We start from the raw sequence: 24,798 nt of genomic DNA on the forward strand, positions 1-24,798 counted from the left end.
CCATCGTCAACCATCCTATGGCCGATCTGGCAGGAGGGACGGCGAGCGTAACAAAGCCGCAGGCTTGCGCACCTTGCGCCCCTGCGGCTCTGCGTGGAAGCACTCTCTTCAGATCATCGCCGCGCCCCTGTGGCTAGGCCGCGCGGCGGCAAAAAAGACTAGCTCCTATAGTACCACTTTCATCCGATCATAACTACTACAATATCGGTATATTGCGATATGTTCACAGCTCGATCAACCTAGCGATGCCAAAGAGAAATATGCGGGTACGGCATCTCGCCGCACCCGCATATCGTCAAAACAAAAGATAGCCTAACCCTTCACGCCACCAGCGCTCAGACCCGAGACCAGATTGCGCTGCAGGTAGAGGAACAGCACCGTAACCGGCAGCGAGATGATCAGCGCGCAGGCCGCGAACAGGCCCCACGGGTTACGGTAGCCATCCTGCAGGGCGAACACGCCCACCGTGGCGGTGTACTTGTTCGGGTCGAACAGCACTGTCTGCGCCACGATGAAGTCGCCAAAGCCCGAGAGGAAGCCGAACAGCGCCGTCACCGCGATCGCCGGGCGGGCCAGGGGCAGCATCACCATCAGGAAGGCCTGGGTGGGCGTCGCGCCGTCGATCATGGCGGCCTCCTCCAGGTCGATCGGGATGGTGTCGAAGTAGCCCTTCAGGTTCCACACGTTGAACACGATCGCGCCCGAGGCATAGACCAGGATGAGGCCCCAGTGGCTGTCGAGCAGGCCCAGCCAGTTCAGCAGCAGGTAGTAGGCGGGCAGCGCCAGCGAGGCCGGGAAGGCCTGCAGCGCCAGCATGCCGGTGAGCACGCCGCCGCGCCCACGAAACTTGAAGCGCGAGAGCGCGTAGCCCGCCGCCACCGTCATGATCAGCGTGACCACGGTGGTGACGCCAGCGATCTTGATGCTGTTCCACAGCCACAGCGGCAGGTTCAGCGAGGCATCGTGCCGGGTCAGCACATCGCGGAAGTTGTCGAAGGTCGGGTTGGTGGGCAGCAGCTGCAGCTCGGTCGAGTAGAGCTGATTGCCGGGCCGCAGCGCCGCCTGGATCACAAAGTAGATCGGGAAGACCGAGAAGATCAGGCCCAGCGCGAGGATGGCATACTGAAGCGCCAGAGCGGCGGCAGAGGGTCGTCGTAGGTTCATTCGTACACCGCCTTCGTGGCATTCGTGATGCGGGTGTAGGCCAGCGTCAGCACCAGCAGCAGCACAAAGACCACAATCGAGAACGCGCCCACCAGGCCGAAGCGGAACTGGCCCTGGAAGCCCTGGTTGTAGGCCCACACGATCAGCAGCTCGGTCGCGCCGGGCTTGCCAGGCAGGCCGTAGGGGCCGCCCTTGGTCATCAGCCACACCGTCTCGAAGATCTTCAGCGTGGTGATCACGCTCAAGATGATCGCGGGCAGGGCCACAGGCTGCAGCAGCGGCAGCGTTAGGCTGCGCAGCTTGGTCCAGTAGCTCGCGCCATCGATGTCGGCAGCCTCGTAGATATCATCCGGGATGGACTGCAGGCCACCCAGCAGGATCAGCATAAAGAAGGGGTAGCTGAGCCAGATATTCACCACCGTGATCGCCACAAACGACCAGTTGGCATCCAGCAGCCACGCGGGCGGGTTGGCCACGCCCACGGCGCGCAGGATCTGGTTGATCGGGCCGAACTGCTCGTGGAACAGGAACTTCCAGATCAGCGCAGTGATCCAGTAGGGCACCGCCCATGGCAGGATCATCAGGGTGCGGAAGATCGCGCGGCCCTTGATATAGGGGTTATTCAGGATGAGCGCAAACAGAAGACCCACAGCAAAGAAGAAAAACACACAGACTGCCGCGTAGAGCAGCGATTTTCCAAACACCGTGTAGAAATTACTCGTCCCAAGCAGCCGCGTATAGTTGGCAAAATCCGGCAGCCACGGAATGGAGTCAAGCGTCGTGATCTGGTATTTTCCCTCGGGGAAACGCGCCTGGCTGTTTCGGTTGGTCAGCGACGTGTAAAACGTATAGAGAATAGGGAAGATGTTGATCAGCACAATGCCGATCAACGCGGGGGCAAGGTAGGCCAGCGCCGTCAGGTTGCGCTTGCGCTGGGCGCTCTTGCCACGGCCTGCGGCGGGCGAGGAGGCCCGCGCTGCTGCCTGCTGTGCCATGGCATGTCTCCTCAAACACACGGGTGCGGCGGAAGGGGGCGCGGGGGCGGCAGCGCCACCCCCGCGCGCGGGCAAGCTACTTCAGGTCGGCAGCCTTCTCATCGTAGAGGGCAGCGCCAGCCTCGACAGCGGCCTTCGGGTCGGCGGTGCCGTTCCAGATCGACTCGATGGTCTTGGCCAGCGGGTCCCACATCGCGCCCATGAAGGGCGAGTTGGGCTGGGGGATGCCGTTAGCGGCCTGGGCGATGAATGCGCCGATCACCGGGTCGCTCTTCATCTCGTCCTGGGCGGCCTTGTTGGCGGGCACCTGCTTGTTGGCCTTGGCCAGCTCCAGCTGCACTTCCTTCGAGCCCCAGTACTTCATCACCTCGGCGGCGGCCTCAGGCTGCTTGGCCTTGTTGGCAAGCATCAGCACCTTCACACCCACCATCGGCGCGCCCGGCTTGCCCGAGCTGGTCACCACGGGGATGGTGGCCAGGCCGAAGTCGATCTTGGCCTGCTCGTAGTCGGCGATCGACCACGGGCCGTTCATGATGATCGCGGCCTTGCCCTCCTTGAAGAGCGAGTCGGCCACGTTGTAGTCAAGCTCCTTGGGCATCAGCTTGCTGAACTGCTGGATGAGCGTACCGGCGGCCACGCCAGCCTCGCTGTTCAGCGTGGTCGAGCCATCGGGCTTCACCAGCTCCACGCCAGCGCCCTGCCACCACGGGGCCGAGAAGTAGCCGTCGTTGCGGGCGTTGTAGATGAAGAAGTACTTGCCGCTGTTGGCCGCGTTCCACTCGGTGGTCTTGGCGATCAGCGCGTCGGTGTCCTTGGGGATGTCGGTCTCGCTGATCAGGGCCTTGTTGTAGATGAAGGTCAGCGCCTCCATCGACTCGGGCACGGCCCAGGTCTTGCCCTCGTAGGTGACGGCGTTAGCGGCCACGTCGGTGAAGTTCTGCTTCAGGTAGTCGGCGTTGATGCCGTAGTCGTCGACCGGCACGATGATCTCGGCCAGCGCCTGCGAGCCGATCTGGTCGTTCACCCAGGCCACCAGGTCGGGGCCCTGGCCCGAGGGCACGGCCACCTGGGCCTTGGCGCTCACGTCGGGCACGCGCACCAAGTCGATGGTGACGTTGTTCTTGGTGGCGTAGTCGGCGAAGAGCTTCTGGATGGCATCGTAGTATGCGCCCTGCCAGTTGTGCCAGATCACCACCTTGGTGCTGCCGCTGCCCACGGTCGAGGTCTCGGGGGTCGGCTCAGCGGTGGCATCGGTGGTCGCGGGGGCCTCGGTGGCCGCAGCGGCGGGGGCGGCTGCGGTCGGCTCGGCTGCCGCAGGCGCGGCGGTAGCCTCGCCGCCAGCGGCGGGGGCGGTGGTGGCGCTCGGCGCGGCGGTGCCGCCGCCGCACGCCGCGAGCAGCAGCGTGAACAGCGACAGCATGGCGAGCAGTTGGACTTTGACCTGCTTCATGTCGGTGTGCTCCTTAGCTTATAGGTGCCAACAGTGGCGGGAGAATCTGCAGAAAGCCGTTGCGGGGTGGCGAGCCCCAGCCAGTTCGTACGCTGCGCCGCTCAGCCTCCTTCTCACGAAGCTGCCCGGCGTCGCGTCTGGCCGCTGGCCCGCCGCGAGTGGCCCTGGCAGATCGTCCTGCCCTCGGATATATTCTGCGCGTGCTCGGCGTGTGGCGGTGCGCCCGCCCTACGCCGACGCTGGCTGGCCTACGCGCTCCCCATCGGGGGCGTGGCGCGGGCCGCCAGCAGCGTTCGGTGTGCGAAAAAGGTGGCGGATGGCCAGCGCCGCCGCGCCGATGGCGATCACGTCGGGGCCGAGCGCGGCGGGCTTCAGCTCGACCTGCTGCGAGGCCACGGCTAGGCCGCGCCGCGCCAGCGTGGCCCGCAGCGGCCCCAGCACCAGCTCGCCCGCCTGGGCCAGCTGCCCGCCCAGCACCACCCCGCTGGGGTTCAGCAGGTTGAGCAGGCTGGCGATCGCCACGCCCAGCTGCTCGCCCGCCTGGGCCAGCAGCGCCTGGGCCTGCGGGCTACCGGCCTGGGCCAGGCTCACCAGCTGGCCGATGCTGCCCACCGCGATGCCCTGGGCCTGGGCACGGGCCAGCAGCGCTGGCGTGCCCACCGCAGCCTCCAGGCAGCCGCGCGAGCCGCAGCGGCAGGGCGGGCCATCCTCATCGATGGTGAGGTGGCCGATCTCGCCTGCCGAGCCGATGTGGCCGCGGTAGAGCGCGCCGCCCAGGATGATGCCGCCGCCAATGCCCTCGGAGCCGAAGTAGATGTAGGCCACATCGGCCAGGCCGCGCGCCGCGCCCCATGTCTGCTCGGCCAGCGCGCCCAGGTTGGCGTCGTTCTCCAGCAGCACCCGCCGCCCCAGCGCCTGCTCCAGCCTGCGCAGCAGCGGCACGCCGCCCCAGCCCGGCATCACCGGCGGCGCAATCGTGCTGCCCGTCTCGGTGTGGATGGGGCCGGGGATACCGATGCCCACCCCGCCGATACGCGCCGGGTCGATCTGCGCGGCCTGCACGAGGGCGCGGAACTGCTCGGCGATCTGCGGGATGCATGTGTCGGGTCCAGAGGAAAGGAGGAAGGGCGCGCTGGCGCGCTGGATGACCTGGGCCTGAAGGTCGGTGAGCAGAAGGGTGAGGCTGCTGGTGGCGACATCGATGCCGACCACGTAGCTCGACTGGTAGTTGAAGTCGAGCATGATCGGGCGGCGGCCACCCTGCGATTCGCCGATGCCTATCTCGTAGACATCGTGCGAGCTGAGCAGCGCGGCGATGATCGTCGAGATCGTCGATCGGCTGAGGCGGCTGCGCCGCGCCAGCTCGGCGCGCGAGATCGGGCCTTCATCTCGGATGAGATTCAGCACCATCTGCTCGTTGCGCTCTCGCAGCTGCGGGAGATCGACTGTCGGCGCATCGGACACGGCAACATCCTCGCGACATCGCGGCTTCTAGACGCTTCAAAGCGCTAGTTAAATCGGTTTAGGAATTGCCCTGACTATAGCACGGGGGTATGGGTTTGTCAAGTAGCCGAACAAAGCGTTTGTTCAAAAAAGCTGGGTAGGTCGTCTTTGATTATGACATTTTCGTTATTTTCACCCCGCCGCAAGTCAGCGTTTGCACATCGCCACAGGGTACAACTACCACTGTGGGCAGATCACGCCGCAGCGCCGCCCTTCTTCCACTACAATGCACATAGCTTCGCAGACGCGCTGCCAACCTCATATGGGCCGAGGTGTACCCCACACGCGGCCCCACGGGAGCAACCCATGCTAGAATCGCCGAAAGCTCTACGGGCTATCGTGCTTATCCTCGCGCTCGCGCTGATAGCGGCCATCGCCCTGCCGATCTTCACACGCAGCGGCGGCGTGGCCACGGTGCTCGGCCCCAGCAGCCAGCTGACGGTCAGCTGCCCGAACGACCTGTCGGTGGCGCTGCAGGGCGGCAAGCAGGCCACCATCACCTGCCCAGGCGGGGGCTTGGCCGCCCAGACCACGGCCAGCCAGCCCACCGCAGCGGCCCAGCCGAGCGACGGTGTGGCCAGCCAGCCCACCGCAGCGGCCCAGCCCGCCACCGATGCCGCCGCCACCCTCGCCGTGATCTACGACGACGCGCTGGCCGCCGGATGGGACAACTGGTCGTGGGGCAGCACCATCGACATGGCCAGCACCACGGCCCGCGCGGGCAAGGCCATCGGCCTCACCTACACCGAGGGCTGGGCTGGCCTCTACATCCACCACGAGCCGATCAGCACAAGCGGTGCCACCGCCGTGCGCTTCTGGGCCAACGGCGGCAGCGCGGGCGGGCAGAAGATCCGCCTCTGCGGCGACGCCAAGTGCAACCAGTCCAGCGACGAGATCACCCTGGCCGCCAACACCTGGCAGCAGGTGGATGTGCCGCTGGCCAAGCTCGGCGTGACATCCACGCTCAGCGACCTGATCTGGCAGAACCTGACCAGCGGCACCCAGACCCAGCTGTTCCTCGACGACATCGCCCTGGTGGGCGCGGGCGCAGCGGGCGCGGCCAAGGATGCCCCGGCCACAGCGGCAGAGGGAAGCGCCACGCCAGCGGGCGAAGGCCCCACGCTGCTGGTGGATGCCAACATCCAGCGCCACCCGATCAGCGATCTGATCTACGGCATCAACTTCCCCAATGACCAGCTGGCCAAGAACATCCAGCCCACCATCCAGCGCTGGGGCGGCAACGCCACCACCCGCTACAACTGGAAGCTCGATGTCTCGAACCGCGCGTCCGACTGGTTTTTCGAGAACATCCCCAACGATGTGGCCGACGTGGCCGCCCTGCCCAAAGGGTCATCGTCAGACAGCTTCGTCAGCAAGGCCAAGGATAACGGCGCGCAGGTGATCATGACGGTGCCGATGATGGGCTGGACACCCAAGAGCCGCGATGTGCTGTGCGGCTTCGCAGTGGCCAAGTATGGCGCGCAGCAGCAGGCCGACGACCAGCGCGGCTGCGGCAACGGCCTAAAGGCCGACGGCACGCCGATCACCGGCAACGATCCGGCGGACACCAGCGAGAAGATCGGGGCCGACTTTGTGAAGGAGTGGATCGCCCACCTGAAGGGCCAGTTTGGCGCTGCCGACCAGGGCGGCGTGGCCTTCTACAACCTCGACAACGAGCCGTTTCTGTGGCACAAGACCCACCGCGACATCCACCCCGAGCCGGTGACCTACGACGAGCTGCGCGACCTGACCTACACCTACGGCGCGGCGGTGAAGCAGGCCGACCCGGCGGCCAAGACCCTCGGCCCCGCCGAGTGGGGCTGGACCGGCTACTTCTACTCGGCCAAGGATGCGGCGGGCGAGGGCAGCTGGTGGAACAGCAAGCCCGACCGCAGCGCCCACGGCGACACACCCTTCGTGGCCTGGTACCTCCAGCAGATGAAGGACTACGAGGCCCAGCATGGCACCCGCATCCTCGACTACCTCGACCTGCACTTCTACCCCCAGGCCGAGGGCGTGGCCCTGCAGGGCGCGGGCAGCGAGGCCACCCAGGCCCTGCGGCTGCGCTCGACCCGCGCGCTGTGGGACGCCAACTATAAGGATGAGAGCTGGATCGCCGAGCCGGTCAACCTCATCCCGCGCATGCGCGCGTGGGTGGATGAGAACTACCCGGGCACCAAGCTGGCGATCTCGGAGTACAACTGGGGCGCGCTCGACACCATGAACGGCGCGCTGGCCCAGGCCGACATCCTGGGCATCTTCGGGCGCGAGGCGCTGGATCTGGCCACGCTCTGGGGGCCGCCCGACCCCGGCGAGCCGGGCGAGTTCGCCTTCCGCATCTACCGCAACTACGACGGCGGCGGCGCGACGTTCGGCGACACCAGCATCTTCGCCTCTAGCGATGATCCGGACAAGCTGGCGGTCTACGCCGCCGAGCGCGCATCTGACAAGGTGGTGACTCTAGTGGTGATCAACAAGACTGGCGGCGACCTGAGCACCACCCTGAAGCTGCAGAACGTGGACGCCAAGCAGGCCAAGGTCTACCGCTATAGCCAGGCCGACTTGACCAAGATCGTGGCGGGCGAGGCGCTGCCGATCAGCGCGGGCGCGATCAGCGCGAGCTTCCCAGCCAGCTCGATCACCTTGTTGGAGCTAGGCCGCTAGGCATCTACCGCAAAAAGCGTACGGGGCGCTGCTCCCGTACGCTTTTTTATGTCGCCTCGCAGTGCCCTCATGAAACCGCTCCCGCGATCCTGTGCTACGATGGCGGCGGCACCAATAGCCCTGAGGAGAGAACGTCATGCGACTAGTGACCTACAGCGATGTGAGCGGAACCCATGTTGGCGCGCTCAGCGAAGGTGGCGTGGTGGCGCTGGATGCGGTGGCAGCCAGCATGCTCGACCTGATCGACGGCGGGCCAGAGGCCCTGGCCAAGGCCCGCGCCCTGGCCGCCAGCGGCCCCGCCCAGCCCGTGGAGGGCGTGCGGCTGCTCGCGCCCATCCCGCGCCCGCGCCAGAACGTGGTGTGCCTGGGCATGAACTATGTCGACCACGCCTACGAGTCCCAGCGCGCCCGTGGCCGCGACCCCAAGCTGCCCGGCAGCCCGATCTTCTTCACCAAGGCCGTCACCGCCGTGTGCGCCCACGAGGACGAGATCCCGCTCGACCCCGACGTGACCACCCAGCTCGACTACGAGGCCGAGCTTGCCTTCGTGGTGGGCCGGGGCGGCAAGAACATCGCGCCCGAGCAGGCCCTGGGCCACATCTTCGGCTACACCATCGTCAACGACATCTCGGCGCGCGACCTGCAGAACTGGCACGTGCAGTTCTTCAAGGGCAAGAGCCTCGACCGCAGCTGCCCGATCGGCCCGTGGATCGTCACCGCCGACGAGATCCCCGATCCCGCCGCGCTGGGCCTGCGCCTGCGCCTGAACGGCGAGCAGCGCCAGAGCGCCACCGTGAGCCAGCTCATCTTCGACATCCCCACGATCATCGCCTCGCTCTCGCTGGGCCAGACCCTTGAGCCGGGCACGATCGTCTCCACCGGCACGCCCAGCGGCGTGGCCATGGGCCGCGACCCGCAGGAGTTCCTGAAGCCTGGGGATGTGGTGGAGATCGAGATCGACCAGATCGGCGTGCTGCGCAACACCATCGTGGCGGGGTAGCCCAGCCACGCGGCGCGGCGGGGCCGGGGGCCTGCGCCGCGCCGCGTGGCTTCGCAGCGCGCACGAGCACCTGCACGTTGGGCAGAAGACAAGGAAACGACAGCGCATAAGAAAGCGCCCAGCGGCCTGCGCAGAAGCGGGTATAATAGAACCCAAGTTCTTCTTTTGGATGAGTCTTTTACCGCACTTATTTCAGCGATGCAGGCATACATACCCACAAACCCCTTGATCATCCAGAGCGACCGCACCCTGCTGCTTGAGGTGCAAAACCCGCTGTTCGAGGTTGCGCGTGATGCCATCGCACCCTTCGCCGAGCTTGAGAAAAGCCCCGAGTACATCCACACCTACCGCATCACGCCGCTCGCGCTCTGGAGCGCCGCCTCGGCTGGCCTGCCCGCCGCCGAGATGGTCGAACGCCTTGTCCGCTTTGCCAAGTTCCCGCTGCCCCAGAATGTGGCCGCCGACATCCGCGAGCTGGCCGGGCGCTGGGGCCGCCTGCGGCTGGTGCAGGCCGAGGACGAGCTGCACCTGCTGGCCGACGACCGCGCGCTGCTGATCGAGCTGGCCCGCCGCCCAGAGATCGGGCGGCTGCTCAGCGGGCCGCGTGGCCAGGCTGCCTTCGCCCTGCCCGTGGAGCATCGCGGCCTGCTCAAGCAGGCCCTGGTGGCCGCCGGGTGGCCCGCCGAGGATCTGGCGGGATACATCGAGGGCGAGCCGCTGCCGATCGGCCTGCGCGAGGACCAGTTCGAGGTGCGCGACTACCAGTTCGAGGCCGCCGAGGCCTTCTACGCGGGCGGCGACGCCAGCGGCGGCTCGGGCGTGGTGGTGCTGCCGCCCGGCGCAGGCAAGACCGTGGTGGGACTCACCGCCATGGCCATGGTCGGCCAGGCCACGCTCATCCTCACCACCAACAACACCTCGGTGAGCCAGTGGCACCGCGAGCTGTTGGCCAAGACCGACCTAGCCCCCGAGCAGGTGGCCGAGTACACCGGGGCCAGCAAGGCCGTCGCGCCGGTGACGATCTCGACCTACCAGATGCTGATCGCCCGCAGCGGGCAGGATGAGGGCTTCCCGCACATGCGGCTGCTGGGCGAGCGCCCCTGGGGCCTGATCGTCTACGACGAGGTGCACATGCTGCCCGCCCCGGTCTTCCGCGCCACCGTCGAGATCCAGGCCCGCCGCAGGCTGGGCCTCACCGCCACACTGGTGCGCGAGGATGGCCGCGAGAGCGATGTGTTCGCCCTGATCGGCCCGCAGAAGTACAACGTGCCCTGGCGCGACCTAGAGCGGCGCGGCTGGATCGCCGAGGCGCTGTGCACCGAGGTGCGCCTGAGCCTGCCCGACGACGAGCGCATGGCCTACGCCGTGGCCGAGCCGCGCGACGCCTACCGCATCGCCGCCGAGAACCCGCGCAAGCTGCCGCTGCTGCACAAGATCATGCAGGCCCACGCAGGCGTGCCCACCCTGATCATCGGCCAGTACATCGACCAGCTCACCTATATCGCCGACAACCTGGCCGTGCCGCTGGTGAGCGGCAAAACGCCACAGCGCGAGCGCGAGCGCCTGTTCGACGCGTTCCGGCGCGGCGAGGAGCGCGTGCTGGTGATCTCAAAGGTCGGCAACTTTGCGCTGGATCTGCCCGACGCCGAGCTGCTGATCCAGGTCTCGGGCACCTTCGGATCGCGACAGGAGGAGGCCCAGCGCCTTGGCCGCGTGCTGCGCCCCAAGCCCGATGGCCGCAGCGCCCACTTCTACACCCTGGTGACGCGCGATACCCGCGAGCTGGAGTTCGCCCACAACCGCCAGCTGTTCCTGGCCGAGCAGGGCTACAGCTTCCAGGTGCTCGACGCCGCCGATTTCCTCTAGCACCACTGTGATAGCGCGCAAGAAAAAAAGCTGGGGTATACCCAGCTTTTTTCTTGCACTTTGTGCATATGCTCCATCAAAGCGCTTATTCTCTCGGCTAGTATGCCTAAAGTCGCCAGCTGCGCTCAGAATATTCTCACGTTTCAACCTAACATGATCCCAAAAAAGTAACGTATAATACCTATATACTTCGTATGGCGAAGCATTCCACTTCCCCGCATAGGTGCTGCATGAGATTGACCCTGCCCTGCCTGGCACTGCTGCTCACCCTTAGCTCGTGCGGCCCCGCGCCCTTGGCCCAGAACATCGACGCCCCTCCAGCCCTGGCCAACGAAAAGGCACCCCCCACGCCTACGCCCGCCCCCACGCCCAGCCCGCCGCCCACCCCCACGCCTATCCCCACACCGCATGTGGGAATCCAGGTGGGGCACTGGCAGAACGAAGAGCTTCCCGACGAGCAGGCCAAGCTGCGCACATCGACTGGCAACTACTACCGCGGCTATAACGAGTGGGAAGTAAACCTGGCCATCGCGCAGTTTGTCGAGCAGCAGCTAGAGGAGCAGGGCGTGGCGGTCGATCTGCTACCCGCCACCATCCCGGTGAGCTACACCGCCGACGCGGTCGTGGCCATCCACGCCGACGGCACTTCCACCCGCCCGGCATCACGGCGCGGCTGGAAGGTGACCGAGCCATGGCGCTCGCCCGCCGCCGCGCAGGCGCTGGCCCAGACCCTGGCCGCCAGCTACGCCGAGGTGACGGGCATGCCGCGCGACCCCCAGGAGCCATCGGTGAACATGCAGGCCTACTATGCCTTCGCGCCCTACCGCTACCACCACGCCGTCGCGCCCACCACGCCCGCCGCGATTATCGAGGTGGGCTTTATGACCAACGCCGCCGACCGCGAGATCATCTTCCGCCAGCCCGAGCTGACGGCCAGGGGCATCAGCCAGGGCATCCTGCACTACCTGGCCCAGCGCGATCCCGCCGACACTACCGCCCGCCAGCCCAGCGGCCTGCCCATGCTGCGCCCCGCCGCCGAGGGCGTGCCCATGCGCCACAGCCCCAGGCCCGAGAGCGGCGTGATCATCACGGTGGGGCTGGCCACGCCGCTGGTGGCGCTTGAGCACCGCGAGGGCTGGTATCTGGTCTTCACCCACGGTGGCCCATGGGAGATCGGCTGGGTGGCCGAGGCCGATGTGCTGGTCTCCACCGATCTGCCCGTGCCGCCAGAGGGCTAGGCCAGCGGCGCTAGCCGGTCTCAAAGCGGTATCGCACCAATCAAAAGGCCCGCCGCCTGCCATCACGCAGACGACGGGCCTGTTCACCCCATCGGCGCTACACGAAGCTAGCGAACACCTGATTGCCCAGCATGCGCCCGCGCTCGGTCAGGCGCACGCCGTAGGATGTGCGCTCCAGCAGGCCGCGCCCGATCAGGTCGTCGAGGGTGGGGCCGAAGGCCTCCCACAGCGCCAGGCCGCAGCGGTCGCGGAAGTGGGCCTCGCTGACGCCGGTGTTCAGGCGCAGTCCCATAAACATCGTCTCCACCCGCAGGTCGCGCTCGGTCAGCTCGTTGACCTCGGCGGTGGGCAGCTGGCCTGCGCGCAATGTCTGGATATAGTCGTCGATCTTCAGCATGTCGTAGTAGCGGCGCGGGAAGCTATGGCCGTGCGCGCCCGCGCCCGCCGCCAAGTAGTCGGCGTTGAGCCAGTAGGCCAGATTGTGGTGGCAGGCCTGGGCCGGGATGCCGCCTGCAATTGGCGCAGCGGCGCTGCCCCTGGCCCAGTTCGAGATCTCGTACTGGGCATAGCCCGCCGCCGCAAATCGCTCCATGGCCAGCTCGTACATCTCGCCCGAGGCGTCGTCGTCGGGCACGCTGATCCGCCCGCCCGTCACCTGGGCGTGCAGCGGCGTGCCCTCCTCCAAGATCAGCGAGTAGAGCGAGAAGTGGTCGGCCCCCCAGGTCACGATCTCATCCAGCGTGCGCCGCCACTGCCCCAGCGACTGGCCGGGCAGGCCGAAGATAAAATCCAGGTTGATGCGCTCGAACCCGGCGCGGCGGGCATCCTCGAAGCTCTGGCGGGCCTCGGCGGCGGTGTGGATGCGGCCTAGCACGCGCAGCGTCGGATCGTCTAGGCTCTGCACGCCCATGCTGATCCGGTTCACGCCCAGCGCGCGCAGGCCGCGCAGGTAGTCGCCGCCCAGCACGGTGCCGGGGTTGGCCTCTACCGTCACCTCGGCCTGGGCCAGCGGCACAATAGCGTCGGCAGCGCGCAGCACCCGCTCGAACTGGGCCAGGCTGAGCATGGTGGGTGTGCCCCCGCCAAAGAAGATCGTGGGGCGCAGGCCAGCGCGGGTGATGGTGGGCGCGAGATCGGCCAGCGGCGCGGGCGGGCCAGCGGCGCGGGCGGGGGCGGGCAGGCCAGCCCCGCGCAGGGCCAGCTCGGAGCAGAGCGCATCGACATAGGCCTCGATGCGGTCATCCATGTTGGCGTAGGTGTTGAAATCGCAGTACGAGCAGCGCCGGTGGCAGAAGGGAATATGGATATACAGGTGTTTCATGGGGTTCCGGGTTAGATCCACCGCAGGCGGCGGAAGACAAGGATCAGGCCGACGCTGATGGCCGCCATCAGGCCCAAGGCCCAGGCGTAGCCGAAGCGCCAGTGCAGCTCGGGCATAAACTCGAAGTTCATGCCGTAGATCCCGGCGATCAGGGCGTTGATCATCAGGATGATCGAGGCGATGGTCAGCACCTTGAGGATCTGGTTCTGGCGGCTGGCCTCAACCGAGAGGTAGCTGTCCAGCGCGCTGGAGAGCAGCTCGCGGTAGTTGTCGATGCCGTCGGTTAGGCGCAGAGTGTGGTCGTAGACATCCTGCAGGTAGGCGATGTCGCTCTCGCGGAAGATGCCCAGCTCGCGGCGCATCAGCACATTCAGCACGTCGCGCTCGGGGGCCAGCACGCGGCGCAGCCCCAGCAGCTCGCGCTTGAGCTGGAAGATCGACTGGATAGAGCTCTGCTCGAAGTTCTCGAAGATCTGGTCTTCCAGCTCCTCGGTCTCATCGGAGATCGCATCGAGCACGGGCATGTAGTCGTCCACGATCGTGTCCAGCAGGGCGTAGACCAGCGCGCCGATGTGGTCGCCCGGCGGGATGTTAGGATCCTGCCAGCGATGCATGGTCTCTTCGATCTGCGAGAGCGGCTGGTGGTGCACGCTCACCAGGTAGTTTGGCCCAACAAACAGGTAGAGCGGCTGGCGCTCGAAGCGCTGCTCGCCGCCACTCACGCGCAGGGCGTAGAACACGATGAAGTAGTGGCTCTCGTGCACCTCGATCTTCGCGCGGTTGTTGTTGTGGCGGATGTCCTCGATCGACAGCGGGTGGACGCCGAAGGTGCTGCGGATCAGCTCCAGATCCTGGTCGGTCGGGTCGGCGACATCGTACCAGATCATGCACTCGGGCCGCGCCAGCAGCTGGCCGATATGCTGCGGGCTATGGTCTTTCTCATAGGTGCCATCGGCTGCGCAGATAAGCAGTTCTGCCATATGCTCCTATCCAAAGGTGATCTTTCTGCGCCGCAGCGCCACGCTCTGCAGCAGGCCCACGGCGGCGAAGGTGATCAGCGTAAAGCTGCCCCCGTAGGAGATAAACGGCAGCGGGATGCCAGTGACGGGCATGATCGTCATATTCATGCCGATATTGACCATGATGTGGCAGAAGAAGATCGCGGTGATGCCCACGGCCAGCAGGCGGCCAAAGGTATCGCGGGCGCTCTGGGCGATGTTGACGCCCTGCCAGAGCATGATGCAGTGGAACAGGATCATCAGCGTGCTGCCCACGAAGCCGAGCTCCTCGCCGGATGCGGCGAAGATGAAGTCGGTGTAGGCCACCGGCAGGATGCCGGTCTGGGTCAGCGGGCCTTTGAGCCAGCCCTGGCCCGCGATCCCGCCGGTGCCAATCGCCTCCAGCGCCTTGCGGATGTTCCACGAATCGCCTAGACCGGTCGGGTCGTACTTGTCGGGGTCGGTGAAGATCAGCAGGCGAGACCGCTGCTCATCATCGAGCACATGGGTCCAGCCAAGATAGGCCACGGGAATGAAGATCAGCAGCAGCAGCACGATCTGCCAGGGGCGCATGCCCGCCGACCAGGCCATAGCCGCCCACAGCGTCATCACCACAAAGGCCGTGCCAAAATCGGGCTGGATGAAAATCATCCCCAGGGGTACGCCCGCCAGGATGAGGCTGCCGAACTGCACCATCCAGGTGTCGCCCCGGCTCTCGTTGCGCGCCCAGAAGGCTGCCAGCGCCATCACGATCAGCAGCTTGGCGATCTCGGATGGCTGGAGCGAGCGCACGCCAAAGTCGAGCCAGCTCTGCGCACCGCCGCGCACGGTGCCCTTCAGCAGCACGATCGCCAGCAGCACGATCGCGGCCAGGTAGAGCGGCCACGCCCAGGACTGGAAGGCGTGGTAGTCGATAAAGGTGAACACCAGCATCGCGGCGATGCCCACCGCAATATTGCCCACGTGGCGCACAAAGTAGCCGGTGGCGTAGGTGCCGTTGCCCACGTAGACGCCATGTTTGGTTGCGCTATAGACCAATGCCAAGCTGAAGCCGGTGAGCACCAGCACGCAGCCCAGCATAAAAAAGTTGTAGTCGCGCCAGTTTCGTGTCATGTTACCTTGCCTCCGATGATTCAGGATTATACCATCGGCGCTGTGGGTCGGCATGGTACCCGATTTATTAACTAAATCTCAACCATGTTTAGTAAACATTGACATACCAGCCCATGGTGCATACAATAAACGGACGACACAACGCCGAGATAACACGATGAGGTCTGCCATGGCGGCTGATGAACCTGAGCGGTCAAAACCCACGATCCGCATGATCGCACATTTGGCCCAGGTCTCACCTACCACCGTCTCGCTCGCGCTCCGCGGCATGCCCGGCATCCCCGCCGAGACCCGCGAGCGCGTACTCGCGGCAGCGCAGCGTCTCAACTACATCTACACCCCGCGCGGCCAGCCCACCCCCACCGACATCCAGCAGGTGGCCTTTGTGATGCCCGACTTTGGCGACCGGCCCGTGACGGCCAACCCCTTCTACGGCCAGGTGCTGAGCGGGGCCAACCAGGCCTGCGCCGACATGGGCGTGGGGATCACCTTCACGCTGATGCCCGTCGACTGCGACGCCATCCCAGCACTGCTCAGCAGCCAGCCGATCGCCGGGGTGCTGCTGGTGGGGCCGTACCAGCGCCGCGCTATCGAGTGTATGGCCCGGCTCGAACGCCCGCTGGTGCTGATCGACAACCTGTCTATGGGCATGCCCTACGACAGCGCCATGGCCGACGACGTGGGCGGCGGCTTCCTGGCCACGCGCTACCTGATCGATCATGGCCACCAGAGCATCGCCGTGATCGGCAGCTACTTCGACCGCGTCACCTTTCGCGAGCGCTACCGTGGCTACGCCATGGCATGCGCCGAGTTCGAGATCAGCCCGATCAGCCCGATCAGCTGCGTGTGGGATCGCGCATCCATCCGCGCCGAGCTGCTCGACCTGCTCGACCGCCACCCCGACCTGACAGCGATCTTCTGCGTGAATGATGAGTTTGCGGTTTTTGTGATGGAGGTGCTGCGTAACCTGGGCCGCCAGGTGCCCGACGACATCTCGGTGATCGGGTTCGACAACGGCGCGATCGCCCACATGGCCCACCCGCCGCTCACCACCGTGAACAACCACCCGCGCGAGCTGGGCCGGATCGGCATCCAGCAGCTGCTCGCCCGCATCCGTGGCGACACCAGCCCGCACCAGCATATCGCGGTCGGCACCGACCTAATCATCCGCGAGTCGACCCGCTCGCTCTACGCCCTGCCCTAGCGCCACCTGTGGCACACAAAATGATACAGCGGCACCGGCCCAGGCTCACGAGGAAGGGATGGGAGAAGCACCTATGAAGCAGATCGTTGTGCTGGGGAGCGGCTTTGCGGGCACCACGGTGGTGCGCGAGCTTGAGCGGATCTTCCGCCGAGAGACCGATGTGGCGATCACCATGATCAGCCGCCACAACTACATGGTGTTCTCGCCGCTGCTGCCCGAGATCGCGGGCAATATCGTCGAGCCGCGCCACGCTGCGCCGCCGGTGCGCATCTTCATGCGCAAGGCCCGCTTCCAGCAGGCCGAGGTGCTGGCGGTGGATGTGGCCGCACGGCAGGTGCAGGTGCTCTACCCCGACCAGCGCACCGCCCAGATCAGCTTCGACTACCTGGTGATCGGGCTTGGCTCGGTGACCAACTACGCCCACGCCCCCGGCGCCGACGTGAACAGCTTCGACCTCAAGAGCCTTGAGGACGCCATCCGCCTGCGCAACCACGTGCTGCTGATGCTGGAGCTGGCCGACCACACCGCCGACCCCGCCGTGCGGCAAGAGCTGCTCACCTTCGTGGCGGCGGGCGGGGGCTACGCCGGGCTGGAGGGCCTGGGCCAGCTGATCGACTTTGTGTCCAAGGCGCTGCGCTACTACCCCAGCCTGCGCCGCGACGAGCTGCGCTTTCTGCTGGCCTCGCACAGCCGCGAGCTGCTGAAGGATGTGGACACCAAGTTGGGCGGCTATGTGGCCCAGAAGCTGGGCGAGCGCGGCGTGGATGTGCGGCTGGGCGTGAGCGTGACGGCGGTGAGCGAGCGCGCCGTGGTGCTAGAGCCGGGCGGCAGCATCCCCACCCGCACCGTGCTGTGGGCTGCGGGCATCGCCGTCAGCCCCGTAGTCGAGTCGATCGACCTGCCCAAAGACCGCCACGGCGCGATCAAGGTCTCCAGCGCGCTGCAGGTGGAGGGCCACCCCCAGATCTTCGCGCTAGGCGACTGCGCGGCGGTGCCCAGCGCCACTGGCACCTACGCCCCCACCGCCCAGAACGCCATCCGCGAGGCCGCGACCGTGGCCCAGAACATCGCGGCGCATATGCGCGGCGGCGGGCTGCGGGCCTTCCACTTCGTGCCCATGGGCAGCCTAGCCAGCATCGGCCACTACCAGGCGGTGGCACGTATCTTCGGCGTGTCGTTCTCGGGGTTCCCGGCATGGCTGGCGTGGCGCGCGGTCTACCTGGCCAAGCTGCCCTCGCTGGCGCAGCGAGTGCGCGTGCTGCTCGACTGGGCGCTGGAGATGGTGCTGCACGCCGACATCGTGCAGCTGCCCGTAATGTCATCCGACGACATGCGCTTCATGGCCATGCGCGACGCCCACACCAAGATGATCGAGCAGGATTCGGCACACGCCGAGGCCCAGGCCGACAGCCGCCGCCAGGCCCAGCAGGCCAGCGAGGCCGCCCCAGCCGCCACGCCCGTGGCCCCGCTGGAGGGGTGATGACGCCCAACAGGTATCACGTTGTCGGGTGGGCATTGGGATGCGACACACGATTTTGCTCCGCGTGCCAGGGCATGATCAGTGGTTATCACGGGTAGCGTTTAGGCATGAACGCGATAGAATCATCGCCGTAGGGGCGGGCACGAGGCCCGCCCGCGCAGGGCGAAAAAAAGTAGAAGAAACCGTTCAAACGTGACCCCCCATGTAAAGATGACGCCCATAGCGCAGCACATGCGCGAGTCATCGCTGGCCTCCTGCCATAGATCGAATACCTGTACCCACAAGAGCGAACCGTTAGGGCCTTCTTTCACCCTGCTATTAAAGAACCACCCGCATCAGGCGTCCCTTGCCGACCCTCACGCCCTCGCGCCTTCGTGGTATTCGGACCCTTTTGTCCCCTTGGTGTCTTGGTGGGAAAAGTATCGGCGCTCTATCGAGAACGCATAGGCCCCACAGCCATTTGCAGGCGCGCAGAATTATGCTATCGTAGTCGCACTAAACAAGTGGGCGCACCACAGGGCCCACACTGGCACCGCGCCGCTGCGCTGCTGGGCTTCGACGCGGTGCGCAGAAAGCAGCAACCATGGAAAAGCACCCTATAGATTCGGAGTGGCAGCAGCTGGTGGGGGCGGACACCGGCGACGCCACCGTCTTCACGCCCGCGCTGCACGCCTTTATCTTTCACCCCAGCCTCGACCGCGTGGGCATCATCCGCCGCGCGATCCGGCGCAGGCACGGCATCGCCACCGTGCTCGCAACCATCGGCTTCCTCGAAGAGGCCGAGCAGCAGGCACTGGCCCCCGATATGGTGTGGCTGGTGGCCTGGGTGCCGCAGGCTGGCGCGGCGCGGCTGGCGCTGCAGGCGCTGCCGCAGCAGTGGGCGCAGCAGCACCTCGGCCCCCACATCGCCGCCATGCTGGCCGACAGCCCGCCCGCCGAGGTCACCGAGCGCATCCGCCAGCTTGCCGCCGCGCTGGGCATGCCATCCGCCCCGCGCTAGCGCCTTGACAAGGGCGGGGCGGCTTCCTACAATGCACCCGCCAGACACAAGGAGGCGCGATGAAACTCTCACCTGCCAAGATCGAGGATATCTCGGAAAGGCTGATCGACCAGCTGGCCGAGATCGATGGGGTGCTGTTCCAGGCCGAGGATGGGGCCATCCGCATCGCCATGCGCGATATCATCACCGACGAGCTGATGATCGAGGAGAAGCTCGACGCCGAGGTGCACAAGATGCTCCAGGCCTACAAATACGAGATCACCATGGGCCGCATGAGCTACGACGACCTGTTCAAGAAAATCCGATCTCGCCTGATCCTAGAGCGCAAGATCGTGCTCTAGCCAGCACGACCCATCCGAACACAAGGCGCACCGTGGGCAAGCCCACGGTGCGCCTTGCGTGTGGCCTGGCCGCCCTAGCGACCGCTGGCCCGCAGCTGCGCGATATACTGCTGGATGGCGGTGTAGGATGGCCTCGGCGAGTAGTCGCCGTTCACGATCGAGAATGAGGCCTGCTCGTGGGTCGGCTCGCCCTGCTGGGCCTTGATCGGCGCGAAGTTCAGGTTCCAGAGGAACATCGCACCCACCCATGGGTACTGCTCGGCGGTGCGGCGCATGGCCCCCACGATATACTCGGCCTGCTGATCGTACGAGACCTGGTTGCCGAACTCGAAGCCCGGCGAGCTGTTGGCCGTAGCCCAGCCGAACTCGGTGATCCAGATCGGCGTGCGCTCCATCCCGTACTCCACCATCAGCGCGCGCACATCCTCCACCCGCCGGAAATAGAACGTGCGGTCGGTCGTCCAGCCATCTGCCGCGCTGGGGCTGTCGGGCCAGAGGGTGTCGGGCGGGTTGGCCGAGCCGCCGGGGTGCACGGCCTGCGCATCCATGTAGTTGCGGATGATCCCGTTCTGGTAGGCGTACATGGCCTTGAAGTAGCTCAGGTCGTCCACCGCCACGCCGGGCGCGTTCACCGCAGTGGATGCGGGCGGCCCGGCGATCACATACACATTAGGGTCCACCGCCTTGATCCGCGTGTAGGCGGCCTTCAGCAGCTCCACATAGTGCCCGGCATCCTTCACCGACACCTGTCCGCCGTTCTCGTAGGCCAGATTCTGCTCGTTCCAGATCTCGATCGCGCCGATCTTGCCCTTGTAGCGCTCGGTCAGCGCCGCCACGAAGTTGCCTAGCGTCTCGGGGTTGGCGGGCATGCCGCTGCCGCCGTTCAGCGTGTAGAAGTCGGGCGACTGCACGATCGAGATCAGCAGCTTCAGGCCCTGGGCATCCACATCGTTGATGATCGACTCCAGCTCGCCCCACACATAGTTGCCCGCAGGCCCCTCCTGATCCTTCCAGTGGATCTGCTGGCGCACCCAGGTGAACCCGGCCTCGCGCGCCATGGTCAGCGGCGTGTAGCGCTCGGTGTAGAACAGGTGCGAGGCCGCGCCGAACTCTAGCCGCTGGGTGCGCAGCGGGAAGGCGAGGCCGCCCGGCCCGACCGGCTGGATGGTAGGCGTGGGTGCCGGGGCCGAGGTGGGCTGGTAGGGCTGGATGGTGAGCGTGGGCATCAGCGAGGGCACTACCACCGGCGGCGCGCCCTGGGCCACCGGGGTGGGCAGCCCAGCCAGCTGGGCCTGGGTCAGGCTGGTATGCGAGCAGGCGATCAGGGCAGTGCTGGCGAGCACCAGCGCCGCCACCAGCGCCAGGATGATGCGGGTCTGTCGATTCAAGGTTGTGCTCCTGCTGCGGACGTAGCTGCTGGGCAGCGTGCGTAGCCGTGTCGTACTGCGTACAACTGTAGCAGGCGCGGGCGCGCGGAACAATGCACGTTGTTAACAGTGCGATTACGGCAAGATGCACCCATCCTGACGCCGATCTGATAGCCGCGTGATGTGCGCCGCCGAGCGCATAGCAAAGCGGCGGCGCATGCGCGCCGCCGCCAGCGGAGTCACCCGGGATGAATCCTAGCCGTGCAGCACCGGCTCGGCGGGGGCATCGGCAGGCGCATCGGGCTCGGCAGGCTGCCTGCGCGCGCGGATGAACGAGGCCAGCACCGCCAGCGCCAGCGCGCCCAGGATGACGCTCAGCGACAGGCCGATCGAGATATGGTGGGCCTCGCCGGTGAGCAGCACCGTGATCTCGGGCCACAGCATCTTGATGCCCACAAACGTGAGGATGACCGACAGGGCGTGGCGCAGGTAGTAGAACTTGCCCACCACATTGGCCAGCAGGAAGTACAGCGAGCGCAGGCCCAGGATGGCGAACACGTTCGACGTGAACACTAGGAAGGGGTCGCGCGTCACCGCGAAGATCGCCGGGATCGAGTCCACCGCGAAGATCAGGTCGGTGCTCTCCACGATCAGCAGCACGATCAGCAGCGGCGTGATCATCAGCTTGCCGCCCTGGCGCACCAGGAAGCGCTCGCCGTGGTAGTCCTGCGCCACTGGCAGGAACCGCCGCACGATCCGCACCAGCAGGTTGCCCTCGGGGTGGACCTCCTCCTCCTCGTCGCCCTGAAAGATCAGCTTGAGGCCGCTGTAGACCAGGAATGCGCCAAACACGTAGATGATCCACTCGAAGCGCTCCAGCAGGGCCGCGCCGAGGATGATCATAGCGCCGCGCATGATCAGCGCGCCCAGGATGCCCCAGAACAGCACGCGGTGCTGGTAGGCCGGTGGCACGCGGAAGGCGCCGAACAGCAGAACAAAGACAAATATGTTGTCAACGCTGAGCGAATATTCGATCAGGTAGCCGGTAACAAACTGCATCCCCGCGTCGTGGCCCTCCCACAGGAAGATCACCCCGGCGAAGATAGCGGCGAGCGTCACCCACACCACCGTCCACATTCCTGCTTCGCGCATTGATGGGGCGTGGGCCTTGCGATTAAACACGCCAAGATCGATCGCAAGCATGGCAAGAACAAATGCAATAAACCCAACCCAGATCCACACACTGACATCCATCATCTGCCGCCTCTCGTTATTCGACGCATCAACACCGCAACGCTGGTTTTATACACAAGCAGAGAAACGCGTCGGCCCTTGTGGTGAAGCCGTAATGGGTAGGAGGAAGCAACCTTCCCGATATCCCACAGCACGCCCGAAAAACCGAGATCCCGCGGTATAAAGCCCGCCCAGCCAACAAAAAGCCTGCCAGCGAATACAAAAAGGCGAGACCATCACGGCATAGCTATGCCGTGATGGTCTCGCCAACAGTGTCTATCCACTGGTGGACAGCCGAGGGCATTCCTGCCCTGTCCTGACGACTGCCCAGCCTACCATGCGTAGGTGGCTACTCCCCAACTACTGAATTGTAGCCACGCATGCTTGATTTGTCAAGAATCCATTAATAGATTTTCGACCCAATCTGATGCGGTTTTCCCTACCCGATGTAGGGAAAACCGCCCCCGGCTCACGATCGCGCAGGCCCAGCCAAACGGCCTACGCAGCACCGACCCAGTTGCATAGATTTAGCGGGCTATGCTATAATGGCGCGTGTTCTACCAGCACTGCCGGGTTGTGTAACGGTAGCACTACGGACTTTGGATCCGTCTGTCCAGGTTCGAATCCTGGCCCGGCAACCAAGTACACCACGAGCGATGTTCCAATCGGTTGAAGAACTCACCAGGACGCGCTCAACCGCATCGGGCGGTGTCGTATGTGGCACAGTGAAGCAGCCGCTTGACTGTGCTTTTTTGTTGCCCACGACGAAAGGCTAGAGGCCTGGCCTCGCTATGAGCACTCAACTCTCCATCGTTGTGATCGCGGCGGGCGAAGGCTCGCGCATGCGGTCATCGCTGCCCAAAGTGCTGCACCCGCTGGCCGGGCGCACCATGCTCGGTCACGTGCTGGCCACCGCCGAGTCGCTTGGATCGAAACACACCGTTGTGGTGCTGGCCGAACATACCATCGAGCAGGTGCGAGCCACGTTTGGCCCGCATTTTTCATATGTGGTGCAGGCGCAGCGGCTGGGCACCGGCCACGCCGTGCTGCAGGCCCAGCCACTGCTATCCCAGGCCCAGGGCGACGTGCTGGTACTCTACGGCGACTCGCCGCTGATCCAGCCCGACACCGTGCGGCTGCTGGTGGAGCAGCGCCGCGCCAGCGGGGCCGCGCTGGCCCTGCTCAGCTTCCAGGCCGAGCTGCCGCACAGCTACGGGCGCGTGGTGCGCGACGCCAGCGGCGCGGTGTCCGCCCTTGTCGAGGAGCGCAACGCCACCCCCGAGCAGCGCGTGATCACCGAGGCCAACAGCGGCTTCATGGCCTTCGACGCGCAGTGGCTGTGGCGCAGGCTGCCCCAGGTGCCGCTCAACCCGGCCAAGGGCGAGTACTACCTGACCGACCTGGTGGGCATGGCCGTGGCCGAATTCGGGCCAGGCGGCGCGATCGCCGTGCCCGCGCCCGACCCGCGCGACGCCTGGGGCTGCAACGACCAGCAGCAGCTGGCCGACGCCGCCAGGGTGCTCTACCAGCGCCACCTGGCCGCGCTCATGGGCGCGGGCGTGCGCGTGGTGGACCCGGCCACCACCTATGTGGATGCGGGCGTGACCGTGGGCCGCGACAGCGTGCTGCTGCCAGGCACCATGCTGTGCGGCAGCACCAGCGTGGGCCAGGGCTGCCGCATCGGCCCGCACACCACGCTCACCGACGCCGCCGTGGGCGACGGCGCGCACATCACCTACGCCGTGGTCGATGGAGCCGCCATCGCGCCAGGGGCGCAGGTGGGGCCGTTCGCCCATGTGCGAGGCGCAGAATCCTAACATCGCAGCCATCCGCCGCCGTGGCACGTGCCATGCGTAGCTTTCGATAGGAACCATACAAAGGAACAGGACTGTGGAAGGACGATTACAGATATTCAGCGGCAATGCGAACCGTGGCCTGGCCCAGGAGATCTGCGGCCATCTGAATGTCAGCCTTGGCCGCGCGATCGTCGGCTCGTTCAAGAACGGCGAGACCCGAATCAAGATCGAGGAGAACGTGCGCGGCTCCGATGTGTTTGTCATCCAGTCGACCTGCACGCCCGTGAACCACCACCTGATGGAGCTGCTGCTGCTGGTGGACGCGCTGCGCCGCGCATCCGCCGCCCGCGTGACCGTGGTGGTGCCCTACTACGGCTACGCCAAGCAGGAGAAGAAGACCACCGGGCGCGAGCCGATCTCGGCCAAGCTGGTGGCCAACATGATCCACACCGCCGGCGCCGACCGCGTGCTGACCATGGATCTGCACGCCCCAGCCATCGAGGGCTTCTTCGATATCCCGGTCGATCACCTGCAGGCCGGGCCGATCCTGGCCGAGTACATCCACAGCCTCAACCTGCCCGACCCGGTGGTGGTCTCGCCCGATGTGGGCGGCGTGGGCCGCGCCAACGCCTTCCGCGAGCAGATCGGCGCAGGGCTGGCGATCATCGCCAAGCAGCGGCCCCAGCCCGACGCGGTGGAGATGCTGGAGATGGTGGGCGAGGTCGAGGGCAAGACCGCGATCATCGTGGATGACCTGATCTCCACCGGCGGCACCATCGCCCAGGCCGCCCAGGCCCTGAAGGAGCGCGGCGCGCGCGCGGTCTACTGCTGCGCCAGCCACGGCGTGTTTGCCGACAACGCCCTGCAGATCATGGCCAACTCGATGCTGCTGGAGACCATCGTCACCAACACCATCCCGCTGCCCGCCGACCACAAGAAGGCCCGCGTCAAGGTGATCAGCGTCGCGCCGCTGTTCGCCGAGGCCATCCTGCGCATCCATAAAGACCTATCGCTGAGCGCGCTGTTCTCGTAGGCGGTCCGGCATCCGGCGGCGGGCAACTGTGC

Annotated in this window: 19 protein-coding genes and 1 tRNA gene; 11 read left to right on the forward strand and 9 right to left on the reverse strand. The window is 66.0% G+C overall.

Annotated elements, in window-relative coordinates:
- Nucleotides 1–312 precede the first annotated feature (312 nt).
- The 4 genes from F8S13_08570 to F8S13_08585 form a co-directional block, all read right to left on the reverse strand.
- Entirely contained in the window at nt 313–1,164 is an 852-nt protein-coding gene (locus F8S13_08570; GenBank protein ID KAB8143938.1) for a sugar ABC transporter permease, read from the reverse strand.
- On the reverse strand, nt 1,161–2,159 hold the full coding sequence (locus F8S13_08575; protein ID KAB8143939.1) for a sugar ABC transporter permease: 999 nt from the start codon (nt 2,157–2,159) through the stop codon (nt 1,161–1,163). Before F8S13_08575 ends, F8S13_08570 begins: the two co-directional genes overlap by 4 nt.
- Before the next feature lie 76 nt (nt 2,160–2,235).
- Nucleotides 2,236–3,609 carry an extracellular solute-binding protein gene (locus F8S13_08580; protein ID KAB8143940.1) on the reverse strand — a complete coding sequence of 458 codons (1,374 nt, stop codon included), beginning with the start codon at nt 3,607–3,609 and terminating at the stop codon, nt 2,236–2,238.
- 228 nt (nt 3,610–3,837) lie between these two features.
- Nucleotides 3,838–5,073 (reverse strand): ROK family transcriptional regulator, encoded by a 1,236-nt coding sequence (locus F8S13_08585; protein KAB8143941.1) that lies wholly within the window; start codon nt 5,071–5,073, stop codon nt 3,838–3,840.
- A 735-nt stretch (nt 5,074–5,808) separates the two neighbouring features.
- Here F8S13_08585 and F8S13_08590 point away from each other — a divergent pair.
- The 4 genes from F8S13_08590 to F8S13_08605 all read left to right on the forward strand — a co-directional run bounded on the left by F8S13_08590 (nt 5,809) and on the right by F8S13_08605 (nt 11,880).
- Nucleotides 5,809–7,776 carry a hypothetical protein gene (locus F8S13_08590; protein ID KAB8144102.1) on the forward strand — a complete coding sequence of 656 codons (1,968 nt, stop codon included), beginning with the start codon at nt 5,809–5,811 and terminating at the stop codon, nt 7,774–7,776.
- A gap of 136 nt (nt 7,777–7,912) precedes the next feature.
- Nucleotides 7,913–8,776: a fumarylacetoacetate hydrolase family protein gene (locus tag F8S13_08595; protein KAB8143942.1), complete on the forward strand. Its 864-nt coding sequence runs from the start codon at nt 7,913–7,915 to the stop codon at nt 8,774–8,776.
- 198 nt (nt 8,777–8,974) lie between these two features.
- Nucleotides 8,975–10,642, forward strand: coding sequence for a DEAD/DEAH box helicase (locus F8S13_08600; protein ID KAB8143943.1), 1,668 nt, complete (start codon nt 8,975–8,977; stop codon nt 10,640–10,642).
- Between the two features lie 230 nt (nt 10,643–10,872).
- Nucleotides 10,873–11,880, forward strand: coding sequence for an N-acetylmuramoyl-L-alanine amidase (locus tag F8S13_08605; GenBank protein KAB8143944.1), 1,008 nt, complete (start codon nt 10,873–10,875; stop codon nt 11,878–11,880).
- Nucleotides 11,881–11,977: 97 nt separating this feature from the next.
- Here F8S13_08605 and hemW read toward each other — a convergent pair whose 3' ends face one another.
- The 3 genes from hemW to F8S13_08620 are packed head-to-tail and all read right to left on the reverse strand — an operon-like array spanning nt 11,978 to nt 15,312.
- Nucleotides 11,978–13,201, reverse strand: a complete 1,224-nt coding sequence (gene hemW / locus F8S13_08610; protein ID KAB8143945.1) for a radical SAM family heme chaperone HemW — start codon at nt 13,199–13,201, stop codon at nt 11,978–11,980.
- Nucleotides 13,202–13,212: 11 nt separating this feature from the next.
- A complete protein-coding gene (gene corA / locus F8S13_08615; protein KAB8143946.1) occupies nt 13,213–14,181 on the reverse strand; it encodes a magnesium/cobalt transporter CorA in 969 nt (322 codons plus the stop codon).
- 6 nt (nt 14,182–14,187) lie between these two features.
- Entirely contained in the window at nt 14,188–15,312 is a 1,125-nt protein-coding gene (locus F8S13_08620) for a rod shape-determining protein RodA (protein ID KAB8143947.1), read from the reverse strand.
- A 52-nt stretch (nt 15,313–15,364) separates the two neighbouring features.
- On the opposite strand from F8S13_08620, the gene F8S13_08625 reads away from it, so the two are divergent.
- The 4 genes from F8S13_08625 to F8S13_08640 all read left to right on the forward strand — a co-directional run bounded on the left by F8S13_08625 (nt 15,365) and on the right by F8S13_08640 (nt 19,337).
- Complete coding sequence (locus tag F8S13_08625; GenBank protein ID KAB8143948.1) at nt 15,365–16,516, forward strand: LacI family transcriptional regulator; 1,152 nt, start codon at nt 15,365–15,367, stop codon at nt 16,514–16,516.
- 58 nt (nt 16,517–16,574) lie between these two features.
- Entirely contained in the window at nt 16,575–17,996 is a 1,422-nt protein-coding gene (locus F8S13_08630) for an NAD(P)/FAD-dependent oxidoreductase (protein KAB8143949.1), read from the forward strand.
- A 583-nt stretch (nt 17,997–18,579) separates the two neighbouring features.
- Nucleotides 18,580–18,996, forward strand: coding sequence for a hypothetical protein (locus tag F8S13_08635; protein ID KAB8143950.1), 417 nt, complete (start codon nt 18,580–18,582; stop codon nt 18,994–18,996).
- 59 nt (nt 18,997–19,055) lie between these two features.
- Nucleotides 19,056–19,337, forward strand: a complete 282-nt coding sequence (locus F8S13_08640; GenBank protein KAB8143951.1) for a DUF507 family protein — start codon at nt 19,056–19,058, stop codon at nt 19,335–19,337.
- A gap of 74 nt (nt 19,338–19,411) precedes the next feature.
- Here the strand turns inward: F8S13_08640 and F8S13_08645 are convergent, their stop codons facing one another.
- The gene (locus tag F8S13_08645; protein ID KAB8144103.1) at nt 19,412–20,707 is read right to left on the reverse strand and encodes a cellulase family glycosylhydrolase; all 1,296 of its coding nucleotides are present in this window, start codon (nt 20,705–20,707) and stop codon (nt 19,412–19,414) included.
- Nucleotides 20,708–20,959: 252 nt separating this feature from the next.
- Complete coding sequence (locus F8S13_08650; protein ID KAB8144104.1) at nt 20,960–21,958, reverse strand: TerC family protein; 999 nt, start codon at nt 21,956–21,958, stop codon at nt 20,960–20,962.
- A gap of 546 nt (nt 21,959–22,504) precedes the next feature.
- On the opposite strand from F8S13_08650, the gene F8S13_08655 reads away from it, so the two are divergent.
- The 3 genes from F8S13_08655 (at nt 22,505) to F8S13_08665 (ending at nt 24,766) form a co-directional block, all read left to right on the forward strand.
- Nucleotides 22,505–22,578, forward strand: a tRNA-Gln gene (locus F8S13_08655).
- Between the two features lie 150 nt (nt 22,579–22,728).
- Complete coding sequence (locus F8S13_08660) at nt 22,729–23,754, forward strand: bifunctional N-acetylglucosamine-1-phosphate uridyltransferase/glucosamine-1-phosphate acetyltransferase (GenBank protein ID KAB8143952.1); 1,026 nt, start codon at nt 22,729–22,731, stop codon at nt 23,752–23,754.
- A 73-nt stretch (nt 23,755–23,827) separates the two neighbouring features.
- Nucleotides 23,828–24,766, forward strand: a complete 939-nt coding sequence (locus F8S13_08665; GenBank protein KAB8143953.1) for a ribose-phosphate pyrophosphokinase — start codon at nt 23,828–23,830, stop codon at nt 24,764–24,766.
- The last annotated feature ends 32 nt before the right edge of the window (nt 24,767–24,798 follow it).

It is taken from the genome of Chloroflexia bacterium SDU3-3 (assembly GCA_009268125.1).
Taxonomy (GTDB): domain Bacteria; phylum Chloroflexota; class Chloroflexia; order Chloroflexales; family Roseiflexaceae; genus SDU3-3.

What these genes read in the sequence shown, in the direction of transcription:
- F8S13_08570 (KAB8143938.1), bottom strand. Translation starts at nt 1,164, where the DNA reads ATGAACCTACGACGACCCTCTGCCGCCGCTCTGGCGCTTCAGTATGCC.
- F8S13_08575 (KAB8143939.1), bottom strand. Translation starts at nt 2,159, where the DNA reads ATGGCACAGCAGGCAGCAGCGCGGGCCTCCTCGCCCGCCGCAGGCCGT.
- F8S13_08580 (KAB8143940.1), bottom strand. Translation starts at nt 3,609, where the DNA reads ATGAAGCAGGTCAAAGTCCAACTGCTCGCCATGCTGTCGCTGTTCACG.
- F8S13_08590 (KAB8144102.1), top strand. Translation starts at nt 5,809, where the DNA reads ATGGCCAGCACCACGGCCCGCGCGGGCAAGGCCATCGGCCTCACCTAC.
- F8S13_08595 (KAB8143942.1), top strand. Translation starts at nt 7,913, where the DNA reads ATGCGACTAGTGACCTACAGCGATGTGAGCGGAACCCATGTTGGCGCG.
- F8S13_08600 (KAB8143943.1), top strand. Translation starts at nt 8,975, where the DNA reads ATGCAGGCATACATACCCACAAACCCCTTGATCATCCAGAGCGACCGC.
- F8S13_08605 (KAB8143944.1), top strand. Translation starts at nt 10,873, where the DNA reads ATGAGATTGACCCTGCCCTGCCTGGCACTGCTGCTCACCCTTAGCTCG.
- hemW (KAB8143945.1), bottom strand. Translation starts at nt 13,201, where the DNA reads ATGAAACACCTGTATATCCATATTCCCTTCTGCCACCGGCGCTGCTCG.
- corA (KAB8143946.1), bottom strand. Translation starts at nt 14,181, where the DNA reads ATGGCAGAACTGCTTATCTGCGCAGCCGATGGCACCTATGAGAAAGAC.
- F8S13_08620 (KAB8143947.1), bottom strand. Translation starts at nt 15,312, where the DNA reads ATGACACGAAACTGGCGCGACTACAACTTTTTTATGCTGGGCTGCGTG.
- F8S13_08625 (KAB8143948.1), top strand. Translation starts at nt 15,365, where the DNA reads ATGGTACCCGATTTATTAACTAAATCTCAACCATGTTTAGTAAACATT.
- F8S13_08630 (KAB8143949.1), top strand. Translation starts at nt 16,575, where the DNA reads ATGGGAGAAGCACCTATGAAGCAGATCGTTGTGCTGGGGAGCGGCTTT.
- F8S13_08635 (KAB8143950.1), top strand. Translation starts at nt 18,580, where the DNA reads ATGGAAAAGCACCCTATAGATTCGGAGTGGCAGCAGCTGGTGGGGGCG.
- F8S13_08640 (KAB8143951.1), top strand. Translation starts at nt 19,056, where the DNA reads ATGAAACTCTCACCTGCCAAGATCGAGGATATCTCGGAAAGGCTGATC.
- F8S13_08650 (KAB8144104.1), bottom strand. Translation starts at nt 21,958, where the DNA reads ATGGATGTCAGTGTGTGGATCTGGGTTGGGTTTATTGCATTTGTTCTT.
- F8S13_08660 (KAB8143952.1), top strand. Translation starts at nt 22,729, where the DNA reads ATGAGCACTCAACTCTCCATCGTTGTGATCGCGGCGGGCGAAGGCTCG.